This window comes from Hyphomonas neptunium ATCC 15444, assembly GCF_000013025.1.
In the GTDB taxonomy this organism is placed as follows: Bacteria; Pseudomonadota; Alphaproteobacteria; order Caulobacterales; family Hyphomonadaceae; genus Hyphomonas; species Hyphomonas neptunia.
The window spans coordinates 2,701,301-2,727,437 of sequence record NC_008358.1 but is presented as its reverse complement, the minus strand read 5'-3'; the positions used below and the strand labels follow the sequence as shown (position 1 = coordinate 2,727,437).

25 protein-coding genes and 1 tRNA gene are annotated in these 26,137 nt (G+C 60.7%); 11 read left to right on the top strand and 15 right to left on the bottom strand.

Going from position 1 to position 26,137, the window contains the following annotated elements:
* Positions 1 to 145: 145 nt before the first annotated feature.
* Entirely contained in the window at positions 146 to 1,162 is a 1,017-nt protein-coding gene (locus HNE_RS12715; RefSeq protein ID WP_011647562.1) for an AraC family transcriptional regulator, read from the top strand.
* 68 nt (positions 1,163 to 1,230) lie between these two features.
* Here HNE_RS12715 and HNE_RS12710 read toward each other — a convergent pair whose 3' ends face one another.
* Positions 1,231 to 2,115, bottom strand: coding sequence for an acyl-CoA thioesterase (locus tag HNE_RS12710; RefSeq protein ID WP_011647561.1), 885 nt, complete (start codon positions 2,113 to 2,115; stop codon positions 1,231 to 1,233).
* Positions 2,116 to 2,304: 189 nt separating this feature from the next.
* On the opposite strand from HNE_RS12710, the gene HNE_RS12705 reads away from it, so the two are divergent.
* Entirely contained in the window at positions 2,305 to 4,095 is a 1,791-nt protein-coding gene (locus tag HNE_RS12705) for a long-chain-acyl-CoA synthetase (RefSeq protein WP_011647560.1), read from the top strand.
* Between the two features lie 133 nt (positions 4,096 to 4,228).
* On the opposite strand, the gene HNE_RS12700 is transcribed toward HNE_RS12705, so the two are convergent.
* From HNE_RS12700 to HNE_RS12685, 4 genes are all read right to left on the bottom strand, one after another.
* Positions 4,229 to 5,698, bottom strand: coding sequence for a RimK family protein (locus HNE_RS12700; protein ID WP_011647559.1), 1,470 nt, complete (start codon positions 5,696 to 5,698; stop codon positions 4,229 to 4,231).
* Positions 5,695 to 6,168 (bottom strand): GNAT family N-acetyltransferase, encoded by a 474-nt coding sequence (locus HNE_RS12695; RefSeq protein ID WP_011647558.1) that lies wholly within the window; start codon positions 6,166 to 6,168, stop codon positions 5,695 to 5,697. The genes HNE_RS12700 and HNE_RS12695 overlap by 4 nt, the downstream gene beginning before the upstream one ends.
* Positions 6,165 to 7,280, bottom strand: coding sequence for a glutamate 5-kinase (gene proB, locus HNE_RS12690; RefSeq protein ID WP_011647557.1), 1,116 nt, complete (start codon positions 7,278 to 7,280; stop codon positions 6,165 to 6,167). The genes HNE_RS12695 and proB overlap by 4 nt, the downstream gene beginning before the upstream one ends.
* A gap of 136 nt (positions 7,281 to 7,416) precedes the next feature.
* Positions 7,417 to 7,596: a hypothetical protein gene (locus HNE_RS12685; protein WP_035591028.1), complete on the bottom strand. Its 180-nt coding sequence runs from the start codon at positions 7,594 to 7,596 to the stop codon at positions 7,417 to 7,419.
* Positions 7,597 to 7,789: 193 nt separating this feature from the next.
* Here HNE_RS12685 and HNE_RS12680 point away from each other — a divergent pair, with 193 nt between their 5' ends.
* The gene (locus HNE_RS12680; protein WP_035591130.1) at positions 7,790 to 8,404 is read left to right on the top strand and encodes a glutathione S-transferase family protein; all 615 of its coding nucleotides are present in this window, start codon (positions 7,790 to 7,792) and stop codon (positions 8,402 to 8,404) included.
* 15 nt (positions 8,405 to 8,419) lie between these two features.
* On the opposite strand, the gene HNE_RS12675 is transcribed toward HNE_RS12680, so the two are convergent.
* Complete coding sequence (locus HNE_RS12675) at positions 8,420 to 9,988, bottom strand: tetratricopeptide repeat protein (protein WP_011647555.1); 1,569 nt, start codon at positions 9,986 to 9,988, stop codon at positions 8,420 to 8,422.
* A gap of 129 nt (positions 9,989 to 10,117) precedes the next feature.
* On the opposite strand from HNE_RS12675, the gene HNE_RS18750 reads away from it, so the two are divergent.
* Both HNE_RS18750 and HNE_RS12670 read left to right on the top strand, forming a co-directional pair.
* On the top strand, positions 10,118 to 10,270 hold the full coding sequence (locus tag HNE_RS18750) for a hypothetical protein (RefSeq protein WP_011647554.1): 153 nt from the start codon (positions 10,118 to 10,120) through the stop codon (positions 10,268 to 10,270).
* A gap of 32 nt (positions 10,271 to 10,302) precedes the next feature.
* Positions 10,303 to 11,061: a sterol desaturase family protein gene (locus tag HNE_RS12670; RefSeq protein WP_011647553.1), complete on the top strand. Its 759-nt coding sequence runs from the start codon at positions 10,303 to 10,305 to the stop codon at positions 11,059 to 11,061.
* A 112-nt stretch (positions 11,062 to 11,173) separates the two neighbouring features.
* Here the strand turns inward: HNE_RS12670 and obgE are convergent, their stop codons facing one another.
* The 5 genes from obgE to HNE_RS12645 all read right to left on the bottom strand — a co-directional run bounded on the left by obgE (position 11,174) and on the right by HNE_RS12645 (position 15,288).
* Positions 11,174 to 12,244, bottom strand: a complete 1,071-nt coding sequence (gene obgE, locus HNE_RS12665) for a GTPase ObgE (protein ID WP_011647552.1) — start codon at positions 12,242 to 12,244, stop codon at positions 11,174 to 11,176.
* 19 nt (positions 12,245 to 12,263) lie between these two features.
* Entirely contained in the window at positions 12,264 to 12,794 is a 531-nt protein-coding gene (locus HNE_RS18085) for a GNAT family N-acetyltransferase (RefSeq protein ID WP_011647551.1), read from the bottom strand.
* Positions 12,795 to 12,939: 145 nt separating this feature from the next.
* Complete coding sequence (gene rpmA / locus HNE_RS12655) at positions 12,940 to 13,209, bottom strand: 50S ribosomal protein L27 (protein ID WP_011647550.1); 270 nt, start codon at positions 13,207 to 13,209, stop codon at positions 12,940 to 12,942.
* Positions 13,210 to 13,245: 36 nt separating this feature from the next.
* A complete protein-coding gene (locus HNE_RS12650) occupies positions 13,246 to 13,863 on the bottom strand; it encodes a 50S ribosomal protein L21 (RefSeq protein WP_011647549.1) in 618 nt (205 codons plus the stop codon).
* Between the two features lie 195 nt (positions 13,864 to 14,058).
* Complete coding sequence (locus tag HNE_RS12645) at positions 14,059 to 15,288, bottom strand: GGDEF domain-containing protein (protein ID WP_011647548.1); 1,230 nt, start codon at positions 15,286 to 15,288, stop codon at positions 14,059 to 14,061.
* A 224-nt stretch (positions 15,289 to 15,512) separates the two neighbouring features.
* On the opposite strand from HNE_RS12645, the gene HNE_RS12640 reads away from it, so the two are divergent.
* A tRNA-Ser gene (locus HNE_RS12640) sits at positions 15,513 to 15,602 on the top strand.
* 350 nt (positions 15,603 to 15,952) lie between these two features.
* Here the strand turns inward: HNE_RS12640 and HNE_RS12635 are convergent.
* The 4 genes from HNE_RS12635 to HNE_RS12620 all read right to left on the bottom strand — a co-directional run bounded on the left by HNE_RS12635 (position 15,953) and on the right by HNE_RS12620 (position 18,608).
* Positions 15,953 to 17,608: a recombinase family protein gene (locus tag HNE_RS12635; RefSeq protein ID WP_011647547.1), complete on the bottom strand. Its 1,656-nt coding sequence runs from the start codon at positions 17,606 to 17,608 to the stop codon at positions 15,953 to 15,955.
* Positions 17,608 to 17,985 carry a DUF2924 domain-containing protein gene (locus HNE_RS12630; RefSeq protein ID WP_011647546.1) on the bottom strand — a complete coding sequence of 126 codons (378 nt, stop codon included), beginning with the start codon at positions 17,983 to 17,985 and terminating at the stop codon, positions 17,608 to 17,610. Before HNE_RS12630 ends, HNE_RS12635 begins: the two co-directional genes overlap by 1 nt.
* A 23-nt stretch (positions 17,986 to 18,008) precedes the next feature.
* Positions 18,009 to 18,263: a DUF3489 domain-containing protein gene (locus HNE_RS12625; protein ID WP_011647545.1), complete on the bottom strand. Its 255-nt coding sequence runs from the start codon at positions 18,261 to 18,263 to the stop codon at positions 18,009 to 18,011.
* A 126-nt stretch (positions 18,264 to 18,389) separates the two neighbouring features.
* Positions 18,390 to 18,608, bottom strand: a complete 219-nt coding sequence (locus HNE_RS12620; protein WP_148205891.1) for a hypothetical protein — start codon at positions 18,606 to 18,608, stop codon at positions 18,390 to 18,392.
* A gap of 456 nt (positions 18,609 to 19,064) precedes the next feature.
* On the opposite strand from HNE_RS12620, the gene HNE_RS12615 reads away from it, so the two are divergent.
* The 5 genes from HNE_RS12615 to HNE_RS12595 all read left to right on the top strand — a co-directional run bounded on the left by HNE_RS12615 (position 19,065) and on the right by HNE_RS12595 (position 26,136).
* Positions 19,065 to 19,883 (top strand): RNA polymerase sigma factor, encoded by an 819-nt coding sequence (locus tag HNE_RS12615; RefSeq protein WP_011647544.1) that lies wholly within the window; start codon positions 19,065 to 19,067, stop codon positions 19,881 to 19,883.
* On the top strand, positions 19,873 to 20,421 hold the full coding sequence (locus HNE_RS12610; protein WP_035591024.1) for a hypothetical protein: 549 nt from the start codon (positions 19,873 to 19,875) through the stop codon (positions 20,419 to 20,421). Before HNE_RS12615 ends, HNE_RS12610 begins: the two co-directional genes overlap by 11 nt.
* Positions 20,408 to 23,821: an ATP-dependent helicase gene (locus HNE_RS12605; protein ID WP_011647542.1), complete on the top strand. Its 3,414-nt coding sequence runs from the start codon at positions 20,408 to 20,410 to the stop codon at positions 23,819 to 23,821. The genes HNE_RS12610 and HNE_RS12605 overlap by 14 nt, the downstream gene beginning before the upstream one ends.
* Before the next feature lie 69 nt (positions 23,822 to 23,890).
* Positions 23,891 to 24,745 (top strand): multiubiquitin domain-containing protein, encoded by an 855-nt coding sequence (locus HNE_RS12600; protein ID WP_035591023.1) that lies wholly within the window; start codon positions 23,891 to 23,893, stop codon positions 24,743 to 24,745.
* Positions 24,745 to 26,136: a ThiF family adenylyltransferase gene (locus tag HNE_RS12595; RefSeq protein WP_011647540.1), complete on the top strand. Its 1,392-nt coding sequence runs from the start codon at positions 24,745 to 24,747 to the stop codon at positions 26,134 to 26,136. Before HNE_RS12600 ends, HNE_RS12595 begins: the two co-directional genes overlap by 1 nt.
* Position 26,137: the final 1 nt, after the last annotated feature.

Genomic DNA, 26,137 nt, shown 5'->3' with positions numbered 1-26,137 from the left:
TCCGCGTGCGTCCCCGAGGGCAGATAAACATCTGGTTAGGGACAAGTCTTGACATTTGCGGCCACGGCCGGTGTCTTTTGCGGCCAGAGCGCAGCTTGTACCCGCGTGGGGGCGGATGCTGGCGGGGAACAGAACAGGAGACCCGGTGCCGACTGTATCTTCGGCCTATCTGTCCAATTACGTTGAAACCTGCATCGCATTGGGGGCGCCAGCGGCGCAGATGTACGCGCTGGTGCCAGGCGGGCGGGCCGCGCTGGACCAGCCCGACGAGCGGTTTGCAGGGGACGTTGTGGTGCGGGTGCTGGACGCGGCCGCCGAGATGACGGGCCATGACACGGTCGGGCTGCGGGTGGGTATGCAGTTCCGGCCGGCGAGTTTTCTGGATGTCGGCTACGCGCTGTCTTCGGCCGGTACGATCAAGCAGGCGCTGGAGATCAACGCCCATTATCAGGCGCTGACGCAGGAGGTTGTGCGCACGAGCCTGGAGATCAGCGGCGGGTTTGCCCGCATTCGCTGCGCGCCGGCGCTGCCGGGGGTGGAGGAGATGCGGCGGGTGATGGAGGCGGTGTATGCCGGGTATGCGACCATCGGGTTCTGGCTGTTGCGCGATCATGGCAGCCCGATTGAGGCGATGCAGTTCCGCCACCGTGACCCTGGGCCGGGTAGCCGGGAAGTGTATGAAACGCTGTTCGGCAAGGGCGTGAAGTTTGGGGCGCGCGAGGACATGATGGTGTTCCGCGCCGACCTGGTGGTGCGTCCTTTGCCGGGGGAGAACCGGGAGCTGGTGCGCCTGCTGACGCAGCGGCTGGATAAGCGGCTGGCGGCGCTGCACGAGGGGGTGGGCCTGCCGGAGAAGGTGCGCAACTGCCTGCACAGCCAGATGGGCCGGGTGCCTCCAAGCATGGCAGGAACGGCGCAGCTGCTGGGCTTTTCGGAGCGCACATTGCGCCGGAGGCTGGCCGAAGAGGGGGTGAACTTTGCCCAGCTGTTGCAGGGGGCGCGGAAGGAAGCGGCGGAGATTTATGTGCGCGAGGGAAAGCTGACGCTGACCGAGATTGCGCATGCGACGGGGTATAGCGATCAGAGCGCGTTTGTGCGGGCGTTCCGGGGTTGGCACGGGGTGTCGCCGGGGGCGTACCGGCGCGAGGTCAGGGCCGGTTAAGGCCGGTCAGGCGCGGGACACTTCCCGGACAAATCCGGACACATTCGGACAGAACGGGACAGATCCGGTCAGCTTTTGCGCGGTTTGCGCTCCACGCGGCGCATCAGGCCTTCCTGGGCAACGGAGGCAACCAGGCGGCCGGTCGAGTCATAGATCGAGCCACGGTTGAAGCTGCGCGCGCCGCCGGCATAGGGGCTGTCCATCGAATAGAGGTGCCACTCATCGAACTTGGTGGGCGCGTGGAACCACATGGCGTGGTCGAGGCTGGCGGACATCAACTCGCCGGTCATCCAGGAGATGCCGTGGGGGCGGTTGCCGGTGCCGAGCAAGGCCATGTCGGACGCATAAGCCATCAGGCAATGGTGGAGCCAGGGCGCTTCATCGATGGGGCGGGCGACGCGGAACCAGAGGTTCTGCTGGTCGCTGGCCTTGGCGGGCTTGAGGGGATCGAGCGGGTCGATCTCGCGCATTTCCACTGGGCGGTCGCGCAGGAAGTGGCCGCGATGACGCTCTGGCACCTGCTCGGCGAATTTGCGGCGCCATTCGATCCGGTCGCCCACCGATTCGGGCGGGTCGACTTCGGGCATCTCGTGCTGGTGGTGCCAGCTGTCTTCGACGACATGGAAGGAGGCGGCGAGGTTGAAGATCTGCTTGCCATGCTGGATGGCGACGACGCGGCGGGTGGTGAAGGAGCCGCCATCGCGGGAATGGTCGACCTGATAGATGATCGGCACGGATGGATCGCCCGGGCGGATGAAATAGCAATGCAGCGAGTGGCAGAGACGGTCATCGGGCACTGTGCGGTAGGCGGCGACCAGCGACTGGGCGATGACCTGGCCGCCGAAGACGCGCTGGCTCTCTTCCTCGTCCGGGCTCTGGCCGCGGAAAAGGTCGAGTTCGAGGCGCTCGAGATCGAGCAAGGTGAGGAGATCTCCAACCGGGTCCTTCGCCATGGGCCTATGTTCCTTATTGTTCTCTTGTGCGGCGCAGCATTTACCAGACCTCGCGCAGAACGCAAACCTGCCGGAAATTCCCTGTTATGGTTAGCGAAATCTTTGACAATGTCTGCGAAACTCCCATCTGTTAATTTCTGATAAAACCCGAAAATCTTATCCGACCCTCTGCGTTGGGAGGCGCCGCACATGAACCTTTTTGCCAAACTTGGCCGCGAATACCGGCTGTTTCAGGATATTCTGCTCGTCAAGAAATGGACGGGGGACATTTCCCCGGACTCTGACCATCTGGTGGCGGATGATTACGAACAGGCGGTGGACAAGTTTTCCGCCAATGTCGCGTTCCGCTTCGAGGGCAAATCGACCACCTATTCGGAGTTTGACGAAACGGCGAGCCGGTTTGCCAACTGGGCGCTGGCGCAGGGCCTGAAGGCGGGCGACTGTATCGCGCTGTTCATGGAAAACCGCCCGGAATATGTGGCGGCCTGGGCGGGCTTTGCGAAGATCGGTGTCGTCACGGCGCTGATCAATCACAATCTTGAAAACGACGCGCTGGCCCATTGCGTGAATATTTCCGAGGCCAAGCTGATCGTGACGGGGGCGGACCAGGACGCGGCGATCACCGGGGCGGCGGGACTCTTCAAGGACGCGCCGAAGGTGTGGTCTCTGGGCGGGGCTGTGGGTGAAGACCTTGGCGGGGCGCTGGCGGGGGCGTCGTCTGCGCGGCCGGACCGGTCGCACCGGGCCGGGCTGCTGGGTAAGGATCTCTGCCTTTATGTTTATACCTCCGGCACGACCGGCTTGCCCAAGGCCGCGCGCCTGACGCAGGCCCGCACGCAGGGCATGATGAAAAGCTTCATTGCGCCGTGCCGCATCACGCCGAAGGACCGGGTTTATATCACCCTGCCGCTGTATCATGGCACGGGCGGACTTTGCGGGGTTGGCCAGGCGCTGATGACGGGCGCAACGATTATCCTGAGACGGAAGTTTTCTGCGAGCGCCTTCTGGGACGACGCGACGGACGAGGGCGCGACCGCCATCGTTTATATCGGGGAACTTTGCCGCTACCTCGTGAACTCGCCGCCCCACCCGAAGGAGCGCGCGCACCATATCCGCACTGGCTTTGGCAATGGCCTGCGCCCGGAAGTGTGGGAAGAGTTTCTCGAGCGGTTCAACATTCCCCATCTCGCAGAGTTTTACGGCTCGACGGAAGGCAATGTCAGCTTCATCAATTTTGACGGCAAGCCCGGCGCTATCGGGCGTATTCCGGGCTGGCTGAAAAGCCAGTTTGCGCATGTCGGCTTTGTGAAATTCGACATCGAGACGGAGCAGCCTGTGCGAGGGCCGGATGGTTTCTGTATTCCGGCGGCGGATGATGAGCCGGGCGAAGCGATTGGCAAGATCGGCGACGATGTGCGCCAGCGCTTTGAAGGCTATAACGACCAGAAGGCGACCGAGAAGAAGCTGCTGCGCGATGTGTTCGAGAAAGGCGATCTCTGGTTCCGCACCGGGGACCTGCTGAAGAAGGACAAGGCCGGCTATATCTATTTCGTGGACCGGATCGGCGATACCTATCGCTGGAAGGGCGAGAATGTCTCGACCAATGAAGTGGGCGAGGCCTTGTCGAAGATTGACGGTATCGCCACGGCCAACGTCTATGGCGTGCCTGTTCCGGGAACGGACGGCAAGGCCGGTATGGCGGCGGTGACGCTCGACGGGGCAGTGGATATGCCGGGCGTTTACAAGCGCCTTGCCGCGCTGCTGCCGTCTTATTCGGTGCCGATCTTCATTCGTGTGCAGCCGGAAGCGGAAACGACCGGCACGTTCAAGTATCGCAAAGTGGAGCTGGTGGCCGAGGGATTTGATCCGTCCAAGGTCGAAGGCGACGCTGTGTGGATGTATGATCCCGCTGAGGGCGGCTATGCGCCGGTGACGCCAGCGCGGTATGAGAAGCTGCTGGCGGGTGGGTTTAAGTTTTAAGGCTTAGACGAAATCCCTATATTCTTTTGACGGGTTGCCGGGTTGAGAGCGCCCCCACCCTAGCCCTCCCCCATGTCTGGGGGAGGGGATCAGGTTGTGCGGGTGAGAGCGAACGCGTTCGCCGGGGGGCTCTTCAGCCCGCGCGGCCCATGCGGCGCTCTAGGCGCGTGGAGAACCAGGAGATGATCCGTCTCCAGATTTCATCTTTCAGGACGGCGCCTTCGACATCATGGTCAATCGACGGGTTGTCGTTGATTTCGATGATGATGACGCCCTCTTCGGTTTCTTTGAGGTCTACGCCATAGAGGCCGTCGCCGATGAGGCTGGCGGCGCGGACGGCGACGTTGACGACTTCAGGCGGCGCGTCTTCCACCGGCATGGTGGTGAAGCCGCCTTCGGTGGATTTGCCACCCTCACCATATTTCACCGTCTGCCAGTGGCCGCGGGCCATGCGGTATTGGCAGGCGTAGAGGGGCTCGCCATTCAGGACGCCGATGCGCCAGTCGAATTTCGTGGGGCGGAATTCCTGGGCGATAATGAGGGCGGTGTCCTCGAACATTTTCTTGGCGCCGGTTTTCAGCTCGTCGAGCGACTGGGCCTTGACCATATTGATGCCGAAGCTGCCATCGGGGGTCTTCAGGATGACCGGGCTGCCGAGGCGGTCAAACAGGCCGGAGAGGTCTGTCTTCTCGTCCACAATTTCCGTACGCGGAATGGGCAGGCCGGCCTTCTCTAGAATCTCTTTGAGATAGACCTTGTTGGTGCAGCGGATCATCGAATGGGTGTCGTCGATGACGGGCATGCCTTCCTGCTCGGCGCGGCGGGCGAAGCGGTAGGTGAAATTGTCGATCGAGGTGGTGGCGCGAATGAAGAGGGCGTCGAATTCGGCGAGCGATGGCAGGTCGGTCGGGTCGATCAGCTCGACCTCGACGCCCATCTTTTCAGCGACATCGGCCAGGCGTTTGAGGGAGGCGGGCTTTGACGGCGCGGTCTTCTCATTGGGGTCGACCAGCACGGCGAGGGCCCATTTGGCGGGGGTGCGGGTCTTCTCGTTTTTGACGCGGCCTTTGGTGTAGGCCTCCATCGAGTCCAGGAAGAATTGGCGGCGCTGGTCTTTCAGCTTGTGGGGCGGGACGGCGCGGATGCGGCCGATGCCGTGGGGGGCTTCCTCGTCGAACTCGATTTCGAGGGCGGGGGTGCGGAACCAGTCCATGGCTTCGCGGGCGAGGCGTTCATAGGCTGGGAGTTCGGTGCGCGAGAAGGCGACGAACAGGGTCTCGACCTTCGGGGCGCCCTTGGCGAGGGCTTCCTGCAGGGTTTCGCCGAGATCTGGCAGGGCGTGGTTGTAGAGCGTCTTCTTTGAGAGCTCGACCATCGTCTGGACGCTGGGGCTGATCCGGTGGCCGCGCGCCTCAGCCAAGAGGGAGGCGTAATAGCCTTCCGACTGGTAGGAATAGGAGCGCGCAAGATTGAGGATGTAGGGCCTGCGGCCGGTGAACAGCGCAGGCTTTGAGATATAGTCTGAAATACGCAGAACCTTGTGCGGCGTCTCGGCTTGAGAGATGTCGCTTGCCGATTCAACAAGCACGACCCAATCTGTCATGGGGCTCCATTAGAGGGCGCATCGAGATACTTCTCCATCCGCAGCGCCGCTTCTCCGTCCGGATAGTAGGACTCAAGGGTCGCAATTACGCGATAACCGCCTGCCTCGTAAAGCCGGGTGGCTGAACTATTTGAGGCGCGCACTTCCAGGCGGACGGCGCGGGCGCCGCGTTCTGTTGCATCTGCTTCACACGCGGCCATCAGCGCGCGGGCTAGCCCCATGCCACGGGCCTCTGGCGCGACGGTGATGGAGTAAAGGCGGGCGACGCGCGCGCCCTTGCGGTAGAGCATGACGGCGGCGGCGAGGAGGCCATCGCGGGGCGCCTCGCAGACAAGGACGCTGGCATGGCCGGCGAGGAGGCGGCGCCAGGTGCGCCGGTCGAAGCGGTCTTCTTCGGGGAAGCTGGCTTCCAGGGCGGTGAGCGCGCCGATGTCAGCCTGCGTGGCGGGCCGGATCAGCGGCTCAGTCAAAGGCGCACCATGTCGTCGCGGTGGATGATGGCGGGGCGGCCGCGATAGCCGAGGATGGCTTCGGCGTCTTCGGTGCGGCGGCCGGCGATGCGGCGGATGTCTTCGGTGCCGTAGGCGGTGACGCCCTTGGCTATGATGCGGCCATCGGGGGCGCGGATGGCGACGGCGGCGCCGCGCTCGAACTGGCCGGTGACGCCGCGCACGCCGACGGCGAGGAGGCTCGCGCCTTTTGCCAGCGCGGCGGCGGCGCCGTCATCGATGAGGAGTTCGCCTTCGGGCTTGAGGTGGCCTTCGAGCCAGGCGGCGCGGGCCTTGGCGGGGCTGATGCGGGAGGCGATGAGGGTGGCGCGTTCGCCGGCCTCGATGGCGCCGAGGGGGTGGGGGCGGTTGCCGAGCGTGATGAGGGTGGAGCAGCCCGCCGCATGGGCGATGCGGGCGGCGGCGAGTTTGGTGGCCATGCCGCCGGAGCCGACACCGGCGGCGGCGTTGGCGCCGGTGGCCATGGCGTCATGCTCAGGGGTGAGCGCTTCGAGGAAGGGGATGTGGGGGGCGCCGGGGTTTGAGCGCGGGTCTGCGGTGTAGAGGCCGTCGATGTCCGAGAGGAGGATCAGGACATCAGCGGCCATCATCTGGGCGACGCGGGCGGCGAGGCGGTCATTATCCCCGTAGCGGATTTCTTCGGTGGCGACGGTATCGTTCTCGTTGATGACGGGGACGACACCGGCTTCCAGCAGGGTTTCCAGCGTGGCGCGGGCATTCAGCCATCTGCGGCGATTTTCGGTGTCGCCGGGGGTGAGGAGGGCCTGGCCGCAGGCGATGGCGTGGGGGGCGAGGGCGTCTCCCAGCGCGGCCATGAGCCGGGGCTGGCCGATGGCGGCGGCGGCCTGTTTCTGTTCCAGGCGGCCTTGATAGGGCGCGCCGAGGGCTGAGCGGCCAAGGGCAACGGCGCCGGAGGAGACGAGGATGACTTCCTTGCCGCGCTGGCGCAGGGCGGCGATGTCTGCGGCGAGGGCGGCGAGCCATTCGCGGCGCGGAGCGCCTGCCTCCGCGATGAGGGCAGAGCCGGTTTTCACGACGATGCGCTTGGCGCGGGAGAGGGTGTCAGCAGTCATGGCTGACCGCGATACACGGCCAGAGACGCCATGGCGAGAGGTTATGAAACGGCGAAATGCCCTCCCGGCGGCGAGCCGGAAGGGCATTTCGGGGCGTATTCATTGTTCAGTGGCGAGCGATACGCTCTGTCTCAAATCAGCTGCCGGCACCGTTAGGCGTGCCGAACAGGGCAATGGCAATGAAGCCAATCACGACGATCACCAGTGACGCAGCAAGTATTTTCCAGAGGCCAACTTTCTTAGCCTGGGTAACTTCCTGAGTGGTCATATGCTGGCGATGTTCTGCTTCTTGTTGCTCTTTAAGCTCAGTTTGCATGTGTCTGCTCCTTCTTTGTGAGGTGCGTCTCACCCTACCAACGCGTCTTAGAACGGATCGTTCCATTTTAAATCCTGCAATTGGATTGATCCGTAGGGAGAGGTCTTTTTGCGTGGGGCGCTGCGGGCCGGTTGACGGACGCAAGCGGGCGTTTCAAGCTGTGGGAAATAACATCAAAAAGCGGGGAAACGCCTTGAAACTTTACAATACGCCGATGCCGGCGCCCAATCCGCGCCGGGTGCGCATGTTTCTGGCTGAGAAGGGCGTTTCGGTCCCTCTGGTGGACGTGGCGCTGGTGAAGGGGGAGCATAAGAGCGCCGATCACGTGGCGCGTAACTCGCTGGGGCAGACGCCGGTGCTGGAGCTGGATGACGGGACGTGCATCAGCGAGACAGTGGCGATCTGCCGGTATCTGGAGAGCGTTTATCCTGAGCCGAACCTCTTTGGAATGGATGGGCTGGAAGCGGCGCTGATCGACATGTGGGTGCGGCGGGTGGAATTTCAGCTGATGAGCCCGGCGGGCATGTTCTGGCGGCATGCTCATCCGTTCACGGCGAAGGTGGTGGTTCCTCAGTATCAGGAGTTTGGCGCGTCAAACCGCGGGCATTATGAGCGCGCGCTGATGTGGCTGGATGGGGAACTGGCCGGGCGGGATTATGTGGCCGGCGAGCGGTTTACGATTGCCGATATTTGCGCGCTGTCGACGGTGGATTTTGCCGGCTGGATTGGGCTGCCGGTGCCGGACGGGGCGGGGCATGTGAAGGCGTGGCATGAGCGGGTGAGCGCGCGGGAGAGTGCGGGGGCTTGAACACTCCGCTGCGCCTCAGTGGTTTGCGGACCTTGGCGCGAGCGCCGACGCCCAGGCGAGTTCAAAAGCAGAGGTGAGGAGATTTGCATCGCCTCCGCCGGGATAGCCAACGCGTATGCGCGCGAGGTGAAGGGGGAGGGCATCGGGGCCTTCAATTCCGATCAGGCGCTCTGCGGCGGCGATGGCCTCATCCGAGCGTCCCTGAAGGCTCATCAATACCGCTTTTGACAACCAGGCAAACGGATAGCTGGGGTTGAGCCGGATTGTGCTTTCGAGTGCTGTTTCGGCGCCCTTCAGATCACCCTGCATGAATAGGGCAACGCTTTTCTGGAATGTGGAAAAGTACCGGAGCGGGGAGCTGGGTGAAAGCTGTTCAAACCGGGACAGGTGAAAGATGGCTTTCTCTGGCTCGCCGTTGCGCATGAGCACGCGGCCGAGATAGAGATGGCCGATACCGCCACCGGGGTTCATCGCGACAGCATCTTCCGCATACGGCAATGCTTCAGCAGGGCGGCCGATCATGGAGAGCGCCGTTGCGGCGCGGGCCAGAACATCTGGCCGGTCGCGGCCGAGCGTAAGGGCCAGATCTATTTCACGGGCAGCCTGTTCGGCGAGTGCCTGATCGAGCCCGCCGCCCACTTCGAATTTTCCGGCCAGCGCATTAGCGAGCGCAGCATGGGCCTCTGCGTAGGCGGGATCGATTTCAAGGCCGCGCCGGGCTTCGGAGATCGCGAAGTCGAGATTGCCGACGCTGATGCTGGAATAGGCAGAGACAGACCTCACGACCGCTTCCCAGGCGGTGAGGTCGGCTGATTTACGCAAGGCACGGTCGGTCTCAGCACGGAGGATTTCGCTGCTGAGGGCGCCGGAAACCTGAAGGACAAAATCGTCGGAGGGCGGCGCCTCCCCGTTCCAATCCGCTTCAAATCTGCGCGCCAGGATGACGGCGCCGTCTGAATTCACGATGCGCAGGGAAACCTGAATGTGGTTTCCATCCGGCCGGAGATTTCCTGTCAGCCGATAAGCATCCGTCTGCGCCGGGCCTGCGAGGCGAACGACAAAATCCCTGTGCAGGGTCAAGGCGATCACGATGTCATCGAACAGCAGAGTGGCAAAGCGCGAGACGGTTTCATCCGGGGTGAGATTTGAGAAAGGCTCAACATCGACCAGCAGCTGCGGAGCCGGGCTGCGCGTATGACCCTTGAGCCGGTCTGAGGTTTCCCGCGGCATTGGGGCCGCGTCCGGCAGCAGCCTGTACCCGACCCGCGGGACGGTGACGATCTCAAAGCTGCCCCGATCCCGCGCGAGGCGCCGAAGCCTGCCGATGCAGCGCTGGATCGCGTCCTCACTGACGGCGAGGCCATTCCAACAACGCGCGATCAGCTCGTCTCTTGTGACCACTTCTGCGGAGGGGGACGCCAGCGCGATCAGAACCTGCATCACGCGGGGCTCGAGAACCTCTGTCCAGTCCGGTCCGCTGACTTCCCGAAGCGGCGGCGCAAGGGTCAGCGCGCCAATCCGGCACCTCGGCATACTGGCCAGGTCAATACGGGGGAGGTGTTCGGACGGGTCTGAGGTCATCATCGGGAAACCATCGGCAGATCATCGGGCTGTGGTCCTGTCGCCAGATTCCAAGGTGGCGCATTCCTTGGTGCGTCGCTGATCCCGAATTCTCGGGCAGCGGCAGAACAGATCCTACTCCGGGAGCCCGTCATGCGGAAGCTGAAACAATGGATAGAGACAGCCGTGGCCATAGCGTCTGCGGGGCTCGTGATCCTGCAGACATTGCAGGTCATACCGATCCAGTTCGATTTCGCCTTGGGCGCCTCAGAGCAGATCGTCCTGATCGCGACCCTGGTGGTCTGATCCGGAATAACCCCTCACAAGGAACCCTGCCCGTGACTTTTCTCATCTTATGCTTTGCCGGCATGTTTCTGGCATTTGCGCTCATTGATACCTTTGCCCCCGCCCGGAAACTTGCTCCATCCCCTGCCTGGCGGGTACGCGGTATGCTCTCCTTTGCGCTCTATGTCGCCGTCGCGTTCACTGCGCCAATGATGTGGGATGGCCTGCTCAGCCAGCATACGCTGTTCGACGCATCGGCCTTTCCACTCTGGATACAGATTATTCTGGGATTTGGAGCGCTGCAATTTGGAATCTATGTCTGGCACCGGACAATGCACGCAATCACGCCTTTGTGGCGCGTGTTCCACCAGATGCATCATAGCGCTGAGCGCGTTGATATATGGGGCGCGTTCTGGTTCCACCCGCTCGATTCCGCCGGATTTGCGTTCATCGGAAGCCTGGCGCTGGTGGGCGGAATTGGCCTGGAGGTAACGGCTGCGATCACCATCAGCCTGATGGCGGCCTTCTGCGCGATGTTCCAACATGCCAACCTGCGCACTCCGCGCTGGCTCGGATATTTCATCACGCGGCCGGAGAGCCATGTGCTGCACCATGGCCGGGACGTCCATGCGTTCAACTATGGCGATGTGCCCTGGTTTGACATGCTGCTGGGTACGTTCCGCAATCCCGAGCGAGCGCCCGAGGAGGCGGGCTTTCATGACGGCGCCTCGCTTCGCCTTTTTGAAATGCTGACCTTTCAGGATGTCAGCAAGCCCAAACGCAGCGCCAAACGGTCCGTGCCTGCCGAATAAACGGGGCGACCGTCTCTCAGGCCAGTATTATTCAGGCGCCCACGGTTTCATCCGTGGGCGTTTCTGTATTGAGCAGATTTTCCTGAAGCGGGCGTTTGGGGCAGGGGAGCGGTTACACCGGGCTCCAGGGTTGGTCCGTGTCGGGATCTTCTTCGTCGGCGTTTGAAGGTTTGGGCAGGGGGATGTCGTCGTTGTTGAAGCCGAGGTGCTGCGCGATGGCGTAGAGGGCATCCTTGACGCCGGCGCCGGTGACGCCGGAGATGAGGAGGGGTTTGCCCTTGTAGACTTTTTTCAGTTGCTTGAGCTGTTCCTTGACGAGTTCGGGCGTCAGGGCGTCGATCTTGTTGAGGGCGACAATCTCGGGGCGGTCGGCGAAGTCAGCATCGTAAGCTTCAAGCTCTGACCGGATGGTGCGGTAGGCGCCGGCGGGGTCGTCCTGCGTACAGTCGATCAGGTGGAGGAGCACCTTGCAGCGCTCGACATGGCCGAGGAAGCGGTGGCCGAGGCCCGCGCCTTCGGCGGCGCCCTCGATGAGGCCGGGGATGTCTGCCAGCACGAAGCGCGTGGAGGTACCCAGATCGACGACGCCGAGGCCGGGATGAAGGGTCGTGAACGGATAGTCCGCAATCTTCGGGTTGGCCGCTGTGGCGACCGAGAGGAAGGTGGACTTGCCCGCGTTCGGCAGGCCGACGAGGCCCGCATCCGCGATGAGTTTGAGGCGCAGCCAGATCCAGCGCTCCTCGCCTTCTTCACCGGGATTGGAGCGGCGCGGGGCCTGGTTGATCGAGGATTTGAAGCGCAGATTGCCCCAGCCGCCATTGCCGCCGGGCGCCAGCAGGACACGCTGGCCGACCTCGGTGAGGTCTGCGATCATCGTTTCCTGATCTTCTTCATAGATCTGTGTGCCGACGGGCACTTTCAGAACAGCATCTTCGCCGCGCGCGCCTGTGCGCTGTTTGCCCATGCCGTGGCCGCCGCGCGCAGCTTTGAAGTGCTGCTGGTAGCGGAAGTCGATCAGCGTGTTGAGACCTTCTACGGCCTCGATCCATACGTCGCCGCCGCGCCCGCCATCGCCGCCATCAGGGCCGCCATATTCGACGAACTTCTCGCGCCGGAACGAGACGCAGCCTGCGCCGCCGCCGCCGGAGCGGATATATACCTTGGCCTGATCGAGGAACTTCATGGGGTGGTCTTTATCCGTTTCAGGCGATACGCGCCATCATGATGTGGTCTGCGGCATGGCCGCGGCCCTTTGAGAACATGGTGTTACGCCCGCAGGGCAGGAAGCCCAGCTTGCGCAGCACTTTGCCCGATGCCGGATTGTCCGCGAAATAGCCGGAGACAAGGGCGGCGGCGGCGCGGGTGTTTTCCAGCCAGCCGACAAGGGCTGTGCCCGCCTCGGTGCAATGGCCTTTGCCCCAGAAAGGCGGGGTCATCCAGTAGCCGATATTGAAGGGATCGTCGGTGCGCTGGCGGTTGGCCGAGATCAGCCCTGCCAGCGCGCCGGTGTCTTTCGAGATGATCGCGAAGATGTGGCCGGTATCGTTCTGGCGCGCCGTGTCGTGCGTCGCGAACCAGGCGAGGGTTTCGGCTTTGGACTGGGCGGGGGCAACGCTGGCAAGCATGAGGTAGATTCGCGGGTCGTTTACGGCCTCTGTCACCGGCCCCGCGTCCCGAGGGGTAAGCCGGCGCAGGCCCAGCCGCTGTGTTTCGATTTCGATCGCTTCCGTCATGGCCGCCTCCTATGTGCGGGGCCTGGCGGGGGAGGGCAAATTAAAAGGGGGAGACAGTGGCCTGCCTCCCCCCGGAAACTGGTCGTCCTGTTACAGCGACCCGGCCACCACTCTTAAAAGCGCGGCCGGATGCTCCCCAGGCCGTTTACTCGGCGGCGTCCGCCATCTGTACGATATTTACGTAGATGCGGCCGCCCGACTTGTGAGCGTACTCAACCTTGCCGCCTTTAAGTGCGAACAGGGTGTGGTCCTTGCCCATGCCGACGCCTTTGCCCGGCCACTTCACAGTGCCACGCTGGCGCACGATGATCATGCCCGGAACGACGACTTCGCCGCCATACTTCTTCACGCCGAGATATTTAGGGTTCGAATCGCGACCGTTGCGGGACGAACCACCTGATTTCTTATGAGCCATGGTCTGCTCCTGATCCTTTAGCGGAAGGCCTTAGCCTTATGCTTCCTTAGCGAGTTCTGCGGCCTGCTCGACCCAACCATCCTTGGCGAAACGGCCAGCGAGGCTGAGTTCTTCTTCGAGCTTGGCGATGTCGTCAGCGGAGAGCGCGGCGATCTGAGCGAAGGTGGTGATGCCAGCGGCATTCAGCTTCTTCTCGAGGGCCGGGCCAATGCCGGTGATTTTCTTCAGGTTGTCGCCGCCAGCAGCTGCTTCTTCTGTCGGAGCAGCTGCAGCCTTCGGCGCGGTGTCAGCCTTGGGGGCCTCTTCCTTCTTCGCAGCGGCTTTCTTGGCAGGGGCCTTGCCGTCAGTGTTGATCGACGTGATCGTCACTTCCATCAGGTCCTGACGGTGGCCGATGGTGCGGCGGTAAGTCTGGCGCTGACGCTTCTTGCGGGTGATCAGCTTGGGGCCGCGCACTTCAGCGGCGACTTCGCCGGTGACCGTTGCGCCTGCAACCATGGGCGCGCCCACAGTCACGCCGGCGCCGGCGCCAACCATGAGAACGGAGTCAAATGTGACCGTCTCGCCGGCAGCAGCTGCCAGCCGCTCGATGACGATGGTATCGCCTTCGGCAACTTTATACTGCTTGCCACCTGTTTTAATGACCGCGAACATGGGGCCAGTTCCTTCCGGAATAGTGAAAATATGTGAGGGCGCCGCACCAGAAGGCGCCGCGCCCGAAGGTCGGGGGTAAACACCAAAGCGATCCGGCTGTCAAACCCCAACTTCACGCCGATTGCGGGAAATGTGGGGGGATATGCAGGTTATTCTTTATATAGCAGGAAAAGGGCGGTTTGGCGCCCCGGAACGTCAGGATTTGACGCGGATGCGGCTGAGCGCGGCGGTCACCGAAGCGACAGGCGGCGGCTTGACCCCAAACAGGCGAACCTGGTCGCGGCCCGCTCTTTTGGCGTCATAGAGGGCTTCATCGGCGTTGTTCATGAGCGAATAGAGGTCAACGCCCGGCCAGCCGCCGGCGACGCCGATACTGACGCTGGGGGCCAGGCCACCAGGGAGCATGCCCGACCAGTAGTCCCACGGGCAGGCGCGCAGGGATTCGGCGAACAGGCGCGCCGCTTGGATCTCATGGCCGGGCAGGAGGACGGCGAACTCTTCGCCGCCGATACGGCCGGCAATCATCTCTTCTGACGTCATCGCCGCGACATGGCGGCCAAAGAGGCCGATCACCGCGTCGCCGACCGAATGGCCGAAGGTGTCGTTGATCTGCTTGAAATGGTCGAGATCGGCGATGATGAGGCAGACCGGCAAGTTGTGACCGGGCTTGTGGCGCTTGAGCAGCGCGTCGGCGGCCGCTTCGAAGCCGCCGCGGTTGAGCAGACCGGAGAGCTTGTCGGCGCGCGCCTCGTGGCGGAGCTGATCGATCAGGTCGATGGCAATGGCGACCATCAGGGTGAGCGCGAAAGCGACCGAGATCAGTGGCTGGGTGAACTGAACGGTGGTCCAGTAGAGGGAGTGCTGGAAGTCGTTGCTGCTGCCGATGCCGCCGGTAAGCCAGAGGATGACGACCGGGCGGAGGATGTAGTTGGCCGCCGCCAGAGCGGCGACACCCATGAGCAACCGGTCTGTCAGGTGCTTGCTGCGCACCGGCGCAACCTTGACCACGATCATCAGCATCATGGCGCCCAGGGCGGCATTGACGACCAGCACCCGGCCCGCAACGCTGGGATCAACCAGCAGGAACCAGGCATGCCCCACCAGCGCAACGATGCTGGCGACGATAAGGACGGGATAGGATGGCCGAATGCCGAACCGGCCCAGCACCGCCATGGTCAGCAGCCAGCCTGCCGACAGGAAGCCGATATTGGAGAGGATGCGCTCGGCGCGTCCCGGCAGCGGCGCGGCGATATACTGGAACGCCACATCCTGAATGAAAAAGCCCAGGGCAGTCATCGCATAGCCGGCGCTGGCCAGCATGACGTAGGATTTGTCGCGCTGGTTGAGCCACAGCATACAGAACGCCGCCGCCAGAAGGGCGCCGATGCCGGGATTCAGAAGCATGATGAAAAACTGGGCGCTCATGGGCTTGGGCAAGCAGTCCTTGTTGTCCAAACGGCCTATTGCGCAGGATTGGGCTAAAGTGACCTTTAACCGAAGCGGCAAATTTGATCGATTTGCGCGGGGCTGACGCAGCGCCGAGGGTAATCGGCTCAAAAAGCTGCAGCCGGGGCGGCGGATTTACCAAACCGGCGCTTGCGCTTTTGTCCGGGCCGCGATAGTGCACGCCCCTTCTAAGACCCCGGCGCGGAGAGGTGGCGGAGTGGTCGATCGCGTCGGTCTCGAAAACCGATATACTCGCAAGGGTATCGAGGGTTCGAATCCCTCCCTCTCCGCCAGATATTTTCGGATTTTGAGACAGTTCCGTTAGTGCGGCTCCAAAACCCCGCAAACAGGCGGGGTTTGGCGCGAGGCTGCGGTCTCCGTTTTCCGTATCAGCGAATTTTTTGGCGCTTTTTGGCGCCCCGTCTCTGTTCGGCTTTTGCAACAGTTCCCTTATCGCCATTTTCCCTGTTCCAGGCCGATTTACAGGGAATTTCCTCAAAAGATCAGGGAATGCCTCTGACAGGCCCGATAAACCGCCCGTCATTTCAGGGCGATGCGCGCAAATTCCCTAAACGCGGAACAGGGAATTTTCCCGGCCCAAACAGGGAAGGCCTTTGCAAAAGCAGGGAATGATTTGTCGTTATCAGGCGCTGGCTGAAAAGCCGAGTTCTGCCCACTGATCATCCCAGTCGAGCGGAATAGGATGAGTGATCAGCTTGGTGAGCGTCAGGTCGTGAGGCTGGCGGCCTGCAAGGATCGCCTCGATAATACTGGGCGAGAGAAACGCCAGCGGCAAACGCTGACGGATGAACGCGAGCGTACAGCTGCGGCGCTCGGCGAGGGTGGTCATAGATGTGCCGGCGCGAAGCTCTTTTGCCCAGGCATGCGCCAGCGCAATGGCGCGGATCAATGTTTCATTCGTCCGGGGTGCAACGCCGCCGATGATGAGACGGGCTTCGACGCCTCGGCGCTTGATCTGAAAGGGCGAGGTGAAGCTCAGAAAGGGAGCAGCCAATTCAGTTTCCTTTATCCTCAACTTTTCGGCCAGAGGTTTTGCGGCGATTTCCAGTTCGAGCTGCCCCTCTGAAATTTTGCATTGCGCGATGAGCTCCAGGGACTCGAGGTTCGAGATTGACGCCAACTGGGGCATACTTTGTTCAATGAGTGTCGCAGTGGGGCTTTGGAATATCTGAGGTCCTGCGGTGATGAGATGCTCGCTGACAGCCTGGGCAAGCTGGGTTTCGAGCTGCTTGGCGGGCAGGCGCCAGCCATCGGCGCGCTTGCCTCTGCCTTCGAGAAGGCGAGACGACACATAGTAGCGATAACGCCGAGGGCCTTTGCTCGCATGAGAGGGCGTAAGCCGATCGCCGGTTTCATCGACCAGCTTCCCGGTCAGCAAGGGGCGATTGCCAGATGCGCTTCGCCGGCCCGGCTTATCCTGCGCGCCGAGCTTTGCCTGAACCCGGTCCCACAGCGCCTCATCGATGAGCGGCTCATGCAAACCGTCGTGAACTTCGCGCTTGTGGCGAATGCGGCCCGCATAAATTGGATTACGCAGCAGGAAATGAATGTGGCCGCGCCTCAGCGGTTCGCCGCCGACTTTGCGGCCATTGCTGAAGGTCCGGGGTTTGGTTCGGTAGCCTCGGCGCGCAGCTTCTGCCTCGACCAGCCGGACGCAGCCAATCGTATCATAAAGCTGAAACAATTCCCCGACGATTTCCGCCTCGGGAGCATTGATCACCAGGCTGCGGGTCTGAGGATCAGGATGAGGTTCGTAGCCGAGCGGTGGCAGGCCGCCCATCCAGTAGCCTTTCTTTTTGGATGCTGAGATCTTGTCCCGAATACGTTCAGCGGTCACTTCCCGTTCGAACTGGGCAAAGGAGAGCAGCACGTTCAGGGTCAGCCTTCCCATGCTTGTGGAGGTGTTGAACGCTTGCGTGACCGAAACGAAGGAACAGCCGGCCGCATCGAACCTGTCCACCAGCTTGGCGAAGTCAGCGAGCGAGCGCGTCAGTCGGTCGATCTTGTAGACGACAACAAGGTCAATCTTGCCGGCGTCGATGTCTTCCAGGAGCCGGGTTAGGGCTGGGCGCTCGAGCGTTCCGCCGGAAAGCCCGCCATCATTGTAATGCGCGGGGATCAGCTTCCAGCCTTCATGGCGTTGGCTGGCGATGTATGCTTCGCAGGCCTCCCTCTGTGCGTCGAGCGAGTTGAAGGCCTGGTCGAGACCTTCTTCGCTGGACTTGCGCGTGTAGATGGCGCAGCGGACAATCCGCCGGCCCGATGCGCCTGCTGACATTACGATGTACCTTTCAAGCCGAAAAAGCGGGGGCCCGACCAGCGGGCGCCCGTGATTTCTCTCGCGATTGCAGAAAGGGATCTGTAGATGCGCCCCTGATATCGGTACCCGCTTTTGAGAACATCAACGACATGGGTGACGCCGTTCCAGTCGCGGACAAGCCTTGTGCCGGATCGAAGGGAAGGCCCTGCCGGCGCGACGGCCTGGTTACTGGCAATCGCCTGCAGCTTGTTTCGGGTCCTGAGAGGCAGGCCGCCATACCTAGCGGCCTGAACTTCATATGCAACGAGGCGGCAGAGCAAGGGCGTGCTTATACCTTTGGGCGGCGGCGCGCTGATCAGGTGCTCATACTGATCGATAAGGCTGGAGCGAGGCATTCTTTCAAGTTCTACCGTGGACGTCACTTCTTCGCTCCGGCGATACGGTAATGGGACTGGCGAGCTCCGTCGGCTGGGGCGAGTTTCTCCAGACTGAAACCGGCTTGTTTCAGGCGTGTAAGCGCGGCCCGCGTTGTATGGGTCTGCCAGCCGAGTTTCTCGGAGAGCGCCTCGACTGTCATGCCCTCGGATTTACTGAGGAGACCTTTGAGTTGATCTGTTTTCGAGGACTTCGGTTGTGGTTTCTTGTCGGCTCGTGTCGATTTGCGGTTGGTCATGGGGTGCCTTTCGGGTTGAGGAAGCGATCAGTGCTTCCACGACCCGAAGGCCCGACGTTCTGGCGGGCAGTCGCGGAGGCGGACGCGACAGAGACAGCAATGCTTGGAATAAGGCCGTAGTCCAGCCTAATCGCTCTGTGAGCGGATATATTGGAGCATAAAGGATTCCGCTTCGTCGCAGTGCGATTTCGCAGTGTCGATGAGGCGGCTGAGGGCTTGGATTTCCTGGAGTCTCGTTTCGTTTGGCAAATCTGGCAGCTGCGCTTCAGTTGCCTGCTCGCAGGTGTCCTCAAGTACCTCCAGGACCTTTATCAGCTTCCCGCGGATTTTATCGACGTTGTCCATACGGAGCATTTGGGTTCAGGTCGAAGCAGAAGTCCACGTTGCTGGCTGGTCTACTTCGACAATTGTTCAAGCTGAATTCCAGAGGTGTGAGCCGTTGGTCTGAAAGCCGCCAAATGGGAGCGGCGCCTGAAAGGTCTTTTGTGTCTGCTGAGGGCGCAAAAGCAATTGAAACAAATTCTCGGCAAATGCAGACATAGCGTTTCGATAGCATTAAGAGATATTAGGCCTTCATTTGCACCTATTCGATTCAACCTCAACACGTTATCCGGCGAATGTGTGGCACATAGCTACTGTTTTTATGGTGCCTGCACGGGTTTGCCACCGCCGGCTTTACGACCCGGATATTTTAGAGGAGATACCGAAATATTTAATAAGAAGCATACTCTCGGAGGGTGCATATAGTGGCGTCATTAGCACTGAATATTGCGTGCTTGCGGAGGAGGATGAGCCTGAGGCATGCGTAAACACGAATTTCGCGTTGTGCCGCTGAGAAAGCATAAAGTCGACGGCGAACTTTACACACGGCGATCGCCAACAACCCAGTTCATCGATAAGAGCCTCGACTGGCCATTCGAAGACCTGATCGACCGTGCAACAATACGGGATCGGTCTCACAGCAACTATGTCCCCTCAGAAGTTCTTGTTTATCATCTGCGCCAGACGAAGTCGGACAATTCAGACGGTCGATTCATTCAACTCTACAACATTTTGCGCGATCGGACCGAAGCCGCGTGTCCACGACCAAACCGACACGCGGGCGAAAAAATCTATGAAAATGCGCATCTTTCCGAGATACGTGACGCGACAGTCAATCATGTCACGGAGCTGATGTTTACCGACCGGCAGGACTATGACGAGCAGCTCGATATCTACGAGGTTGTCTTCGACAAGGCGGTCCGCGCGGCTCATATCACGAAGCTCCGAAAGGTATACCGGCGGCAACGGGCGAGTGAAGACGTAGAGGACGAAGTCACCGGCGCGGCGCGCGCTGTCGTCGAAGCCGCCTTGGAGCGCTACAACAAAGTTGGTCTCACAGCTGAAGAAGATCTCGATTACCGGATTCACCTGCGTGGCGCGATTGATGCTCTACCGACTGACGAACGAGAGGTGATTGATTTGATGCTCGCAGACATTCCCATTGAAACGAACAAAAATGGCGAAGCGTCGATAACCGAGCTTTTGGGCTGCGTGGAAAAGACTGTGCGCAATCGGCGGGATCGAGCTTTTGCAAAGATCCGGCAAGCATTAGAGTTGGAGGTGGATGATGGCCAGTAGAGAAAACGTCCTCAACGACTTCACTGTGGAAGAGGAGATGTCGCCCGCCATCCTCAAGGCGTATCTTCAGCGCTACCCCGAATATACCCAGGACCTCCTTGCGCTTTTCAACGAACTATCGATGAGCGACCTGCAGTTAGCTGAGGCAAGCCTTCCCCTTGAGACCAAGTCGGTTAGCGCAGAGACCCTGCGCGTCCAGCACGTCAGGCAATCCTTGTTTGGCACAGGTGTAAGGCAATTCGCGCGTGACCTCGGACTTCCTCGTGGCTTTTTTACTGGCTTGAACGCCGAAGTTGTACATATCGCCTCGATGCCAACGAGCCTGTTGAAGGCCTTGGCAAATAGGCTCGGCGTACAAATGCAGGATGTCATCAGCGGAATGCAGCAAGGGGATGGGCAAGCCGTTGCGATGAAATCCGAGGTAAAGCCGAGTGCTATCCCAGCGATCGAGTTTCAAGACTATGTCGAGTCTGCCGGCCTCACGAAGGAGGAGCAACGCACGTTGAAGGCGTTGCTTGCCGACGATGGATCGGATTGAAGCGATACGCGCCCGCGCCGCAGTCCTTCACGATCTCCAAGTGAGCAAAGGCGGCATTCGGACGACCCCGTATGATTTCGTTTTGGGTGAGGCCGGAGCCCGCGATCTCGAGGTGAGGAAACTGCCAGCAGGCCATCCGCAACTCAAGGGCGGCAAAGCTCTTCTCCAGAGAGCGTCCGGCACCATCCTACATGAAGATACGGGGAATATTTTTCTCGACGCCTTCTTGGTCGCTCACGAGATCGGGCATCACGAGTTTGGTGGCGCAGTTGACATTCCGCCAACCATGGAAATCGATCCGGCGCGGTCTGCGGATCCCTCGTCAGTTGGCGCAGATCGTGTTGTCGACTACAGCAATCGCGCCCGGGAGGAGATTCACATGGACCTCTTTGCTCGCGAATTTCTTTTTCCGCGCGCTCTGGCTTGGTCGTGGCATGTCGATGACGGTTTGAGCGCAAATGACATCGCCAAAAAACTTGGTGCGCCGTATCCGATGGTGGCGGTTCAGCTCTTCGATGCGCTCCTGCTTCCGCCAAGTGAGCCAGACCGCGATGGTGAGTCGCCAACAAAGCCGTTGAACGAGGAACAAAAACGCGCGGCAGGACACGATGGAAAGGCCGTGCTTCTGAAAGCAGGACCGGGCACCGGCAAGACACAAACGCTCGTTGGCCGGTTGTCAGTGCTGAAGAACCGCGGCGTCGATCCAGAGAGCATCTTGTTGCTCACCTTCTCGAACAAAGCTGCGGGTGAAATGACGGATCGCGCGATAGCGGCCTGGCCGGCAGCGGCTGGGTCAGCGTGGATCGGAACATTTCACTCTTTCGGCCTCGATCTTCTGCGCCGCTTCCATGATCGGGCTGGTTTGCCTCCAGATCCACGCTTAATAGATGCGACCGAAGCCATTGCGCTCCTCGAAGACGAGTTCCCGCGCTTGAGGTTGAAGCATTTCAACGATCTTTGGGACCCGACTGACAATCTACGGTCCATCCTCTCGGCAATCTCACGCGCGAAAGACGAAGTGGTCGATCAGCATCGCTACCGCGAGCTAGCCCAGCAGATGGCCGATGCAGCGGAGACGGCAGAAGAACAGGCAGCCGCAGAAAAATGCCTCGAGATCGCCTCCGTTTACGACCTTTACGAACAACTGAAGTCGGATCGCGGCGCGGTTGATTTCGGTGATCTTATCGCACGTCCGACGGCCTTGGTCGAGTCCGACGAGGCCGTGCGAGTGGAGATACAAAGGCGCTATGAGCACGTTCTCGTGGACGAGTACCAAGACGTGAACCGTGCAAGCGTTCGACTACTGCGTGCTCTGAAACCAGATGGCAGCAACCTATGGGTCGTGGGGGATGCCAAGCAGTCGATTTATCGTTTCCGGGGTGCATCGTCCTACAATATCGACCGGTTCGAGACGGAAGACTTCCCCGGAGGGACGTCACTGCAACTTAGCACGAACTATCGATCATCCCAGGAAATCTGCAACACCTTCAGCACTTTCGCGACCACACGAATGGCAGCTTCGGGTTTTCAGGCAAATGCGTTCAAGGGCAAAAGTGGTGTCGCACCGTCTTTCGTCTCCGTTGAATCCAAAGATCACGAGATCGACGAAATCGCAGCACGCATATCAGCTGCCTGCGATGATGGGACCACCTTTCGAGACCAGGCCGTCATCTGCAAAGGAAACGCGCGTCTGGCAGAAATAGCCGCGGGCCTAGAGGCACGTGGGATTCCTGTGCTTTTTCTCGGACCCTTGTTCGACCGACCGGAGATCAAGGAAGCGTTGTCTCTCCTGTCACTTGTGATCGATCCGAGGGCCATGGCGCTCACGTGCATTGCCTCGATGAAGCCATTTCGGATGTTCATCGAAGACGTCGCCGTCGCCATCGAAGCAGTTCGGACCACTAAGAAACCTCTCCCGCTCGACTGGCGCACCGTATTGGAAACGGCATCAGGAATGAGCGAAGGCGGTCGGGCCTCAGCAAAGGCCCTTGTCGGTGCGTTTGAGGAAATCGAGCCTACGGCAACTGCATGGCAGGTGTTCACGAAAATCTATCTGGACCGGACCCGCCTCGCGGCCGATATCGCAACGCAGGCTCGTGAGGGCAATGCCAACCCTGCGCTTGCTCTCTGGCAGTTTCAAAACTTCTTGCGCTCGGTCCTTCCAGAAAAATCAGGCTACCCAATCCGCGACCTCCTGGACCACATTCGACGGCTCGTGATCCTGTCGGATGAGCGGGATCTGCGCGATCTGCCGGCCACCGCTCAGACCATAAACGCCGTTCGCTTGATGACGATTCACGGGAGCAAGGGTCTTGAGTTCAAGATGCTTCATCTTCCGTCTTTGACAAGCGATTCGATCCCCCGCTCGGCCAAACAGAGCCGCGGCCTTCATCCGCCGGACGGCATGATCGAGGGCCCGATGTTTCGAGGTAGCGACGCAATAGATGCCGGCCATGATGAGGAACAACGATGTTTGTTCTTCGTGGCGCTATCTCGGGCAAAAGACGGTCTGTTCCTATATGCGCCCAACAAGAAGTCCAACGGTCACCGGCAGAGCCGGTCCAGTTTTGTCGACGACATCTCCGGCCAATTGGCCGATCAAAAGCCGATTTCAGCGGTGAGAGATGTCGTCGGAGAGGCTGAGCGCTTCACGTTGGAGGTCGATGGCGTTGCCCGCATGTCGCCGTCTCAACTCGCGACCTTCGACAAATGCCCACGACGGTTCTTCTTCGCACATGTGCTGCAGGTTGGCGGACGGCGCTTGGAGTCGGCGCCGATGCGCATGCACAACGCCGTGCAGGCTGTTATCGATGAATTGACAGCTCGTCCCGACGACACTCCTGATGAGACCGAGATGCAATCGATTATCGACGCCGCGTGGGTTGCTCACGGACCCATAGAACACGGTTACGCCTCCGAGTACCGGCAGATTTGCGACGAATTGCTGAAGTTCTTCATCCTGCTCCGGCAGGGTGAATGTCGGCGCCCCCCCCAAACTCTCTCACTACGCTTCGAAGACGCCGAGGTCGTGGTCACAGCGCACGAGCAGATCGAAACCAGTCATTCGACAGTGTTCCGGCGTATCCGCACAGGTCGCAAGACAAGCACGGCGTTGGACGCTCTCGATGCTGCCGCGTTTCAGATCGCGGTTGACGGACGCGGTGAGGCGGAATTCGTATATTTGACGGGCGGGGATCGGGACCGTTTGACCATGTCTGAGGGCAAGATCGCCACCAGAAAGAAGAAGATCGCGAACGCCGTGATCTCAATCATCGAGGGACGATTCCCGCCGAACCGCAGCGACCGATGTGCGCGTTGCCCCTACTTTTTCATCTGCAACCCGCCTCCATCCGGGACGCTCAGAAAAAAGATTGGATCCAGCTTACCGGATTCTTCCTGACGGGGCGATTGTCCTTGTGACGGCGCAGACATGGTGTCTGTGACCTCAAGTTGCACAAGGACTAACACTATGAAATCGGAAGGAAACACTCCTCGCTTTCCGGTCCTCATCGCTGATGAGGGCCTCAACTTTAAAAAGCACGCCTTCGACGATCCCAAGGTCTTGGGGCGCCAGCTTATTGAGGCCGCAGGTGGTCACCCCGTCGACGAGCATGCGGCCATCGCGATCCTGCCCAATGGCGACTTCGAAGACATCCGGCTCGACGAACTCTACGACCTGCGTGGTCGGGGAATCGAGAAGGTGCTGGTCGCCCGTTCAGATCGGAGCTTCAAGTTCAAAATTGACGACGCCGATCTTGAATGGCCACGGGCCTGCATCAGCGGCTTCGTGCTGCGTAAGCTGGCCAAATTGCCACCGAACTACAGCCTCTGGCAGGAAATGCCGGGGCAACATGACAAGAAGATCGCCGATACGGACGTGATCAACCTGGCTGATGCCGGAGTTGAGCGGTTCGTTTCGCTGATTGATCAAACGACGGAGGGGGATGCCCTTCCGTCTAAAGATCAGACTTACCTTTCCGGTCACGGCTATGAGTTCGAAGTGGTGACGGAAGGCGGCAGCACGGGGATCATCCTCAATGCTCTACCGCTGCCGGAAGGCAAATTCGCCCATACGGAGGCAGATGTTCTGATCCTACTTCCCAAGGGATATCCCGACTGCCCGCCCGACATGTTTTACGTTGCCCCGAAACTCACTCTGGCAGGCACCGGGCAAGTACCGAAAGCTTGCACTGTTGAGCACCGCTTCGGTGGTCGCGTTTGGCAGCGCTGGTCCCGTCATAACGATGCGTGGCGCCCAGGCGTTGACGGACTTCAAACCATGGTCGCCCGCGTCCAAACAGCATTGGCGGAGGCCCGGGCGTAATGGAGGCGCTTGATCTCATCCTTCTGGAGCCGCACGAGGCGCTGATTCGGTCCTTGTTGACAGCGGGGGCTGGGTCGGAGCGCTCGGCTTACATGCTGTTTGGCATCGCCGATATCCAAGTCGATCCATGGTCAAACCAGCCGCGGCGCCGGCTGGTTTCTCATCGTTTCCAATCCATCAGCTGTCACGACCTTGTATCAGCATCAGCGCGGCATGTGACTTGGCAGACCGATGGCTTCATGCGCCTCCTGAACGAGGCCAAGGAAATGGGTCTCGCTCCAGCCCTAGTTCATACCCATCCCGACGGCCAGGCCAAGTTCTCTGAGCAGGACAACCGCAACGAAGCCGAGCTGGCCCGCACCGCTCTTTTGAAGGGGGCGCCAGGATTGATCAGCGTCGTTATTGCCGGGAATGGCGATATTGCTGCACGCTTTTGGGCGCAGACAGAGAAAGCAGAAGACATCGGTCGGATCCTGCATGTCGGACCGCGCCTGCATATCTCGGGAGTGAAGGGAGCGCCGGCGGGTTTTCTGGATCGCCAGGTCCGGCTCTTCGGGCATGAAGCCTCGCGTCAAATAGCTGGGTTCCGATGTGGGATTGCTGGTGGAGGTGCGACCGGAAGTGCCGTCTTGCCCCTGCTGTTGCGGCTTGGGGTTCAGGAGGCCATCCAATTCGAGAAGGACATCGTGGACGAAACAAATCTCAACCGCCTTCACGGAGCGCGGCGCTCGGATGTCGATGAAAAAATGCCTAAGACCGCTATTCACACGCGAACGGTGAAGGAATCCGGGCTCGGCATGACCTTGGTGAGCGTGGATGCCTGGGCCGGAAACCCGCAAACCTGGGATGCTCTAAAAGCGTGCGATGTGATCTTTTGCTGCACAGATGACCACGCCGGACGGTTGTTTCTCAATCGCTTCGCGCGGTTCTACGGCATCCCCGTTATCGATGTCGGACTCGCGATGCAGCGGCGGACCGACACAGCATTTGATCTCTTTGCCCGCGTTTCGACGCTAGTGCCTGGGCATTCCTGCTTACTTTGCGGCGGCTTCGTCGATCCGCGGCGAGCGCGTGAAGAAGCAATGCGGCGCAATGATCCCGATGCATATGAGCGGTTGAAAGAAGAAGCCTACGTTCTGGGTGAAGGTGATCCGTCCCCGGCTGTCGTCACCTTCACGACCGAAGCGGCGGCGATGGCAGTCAATGAGTGGTTGGCCGGAGTGACCGGGCTTGCTGGAGAGGCCGGAATGGTGTCTACGCGGATGCGGCGCTTTCACGCCAGAGACGAGCGCAGACCGTTTGTTGAGTCGCAACCCGATTGCCCCTGCTGCAACCAGCCAGCAACACTTGGTCGGGCAGATATGCAACCGTTTCTGGACGTGGTCAGCTGAC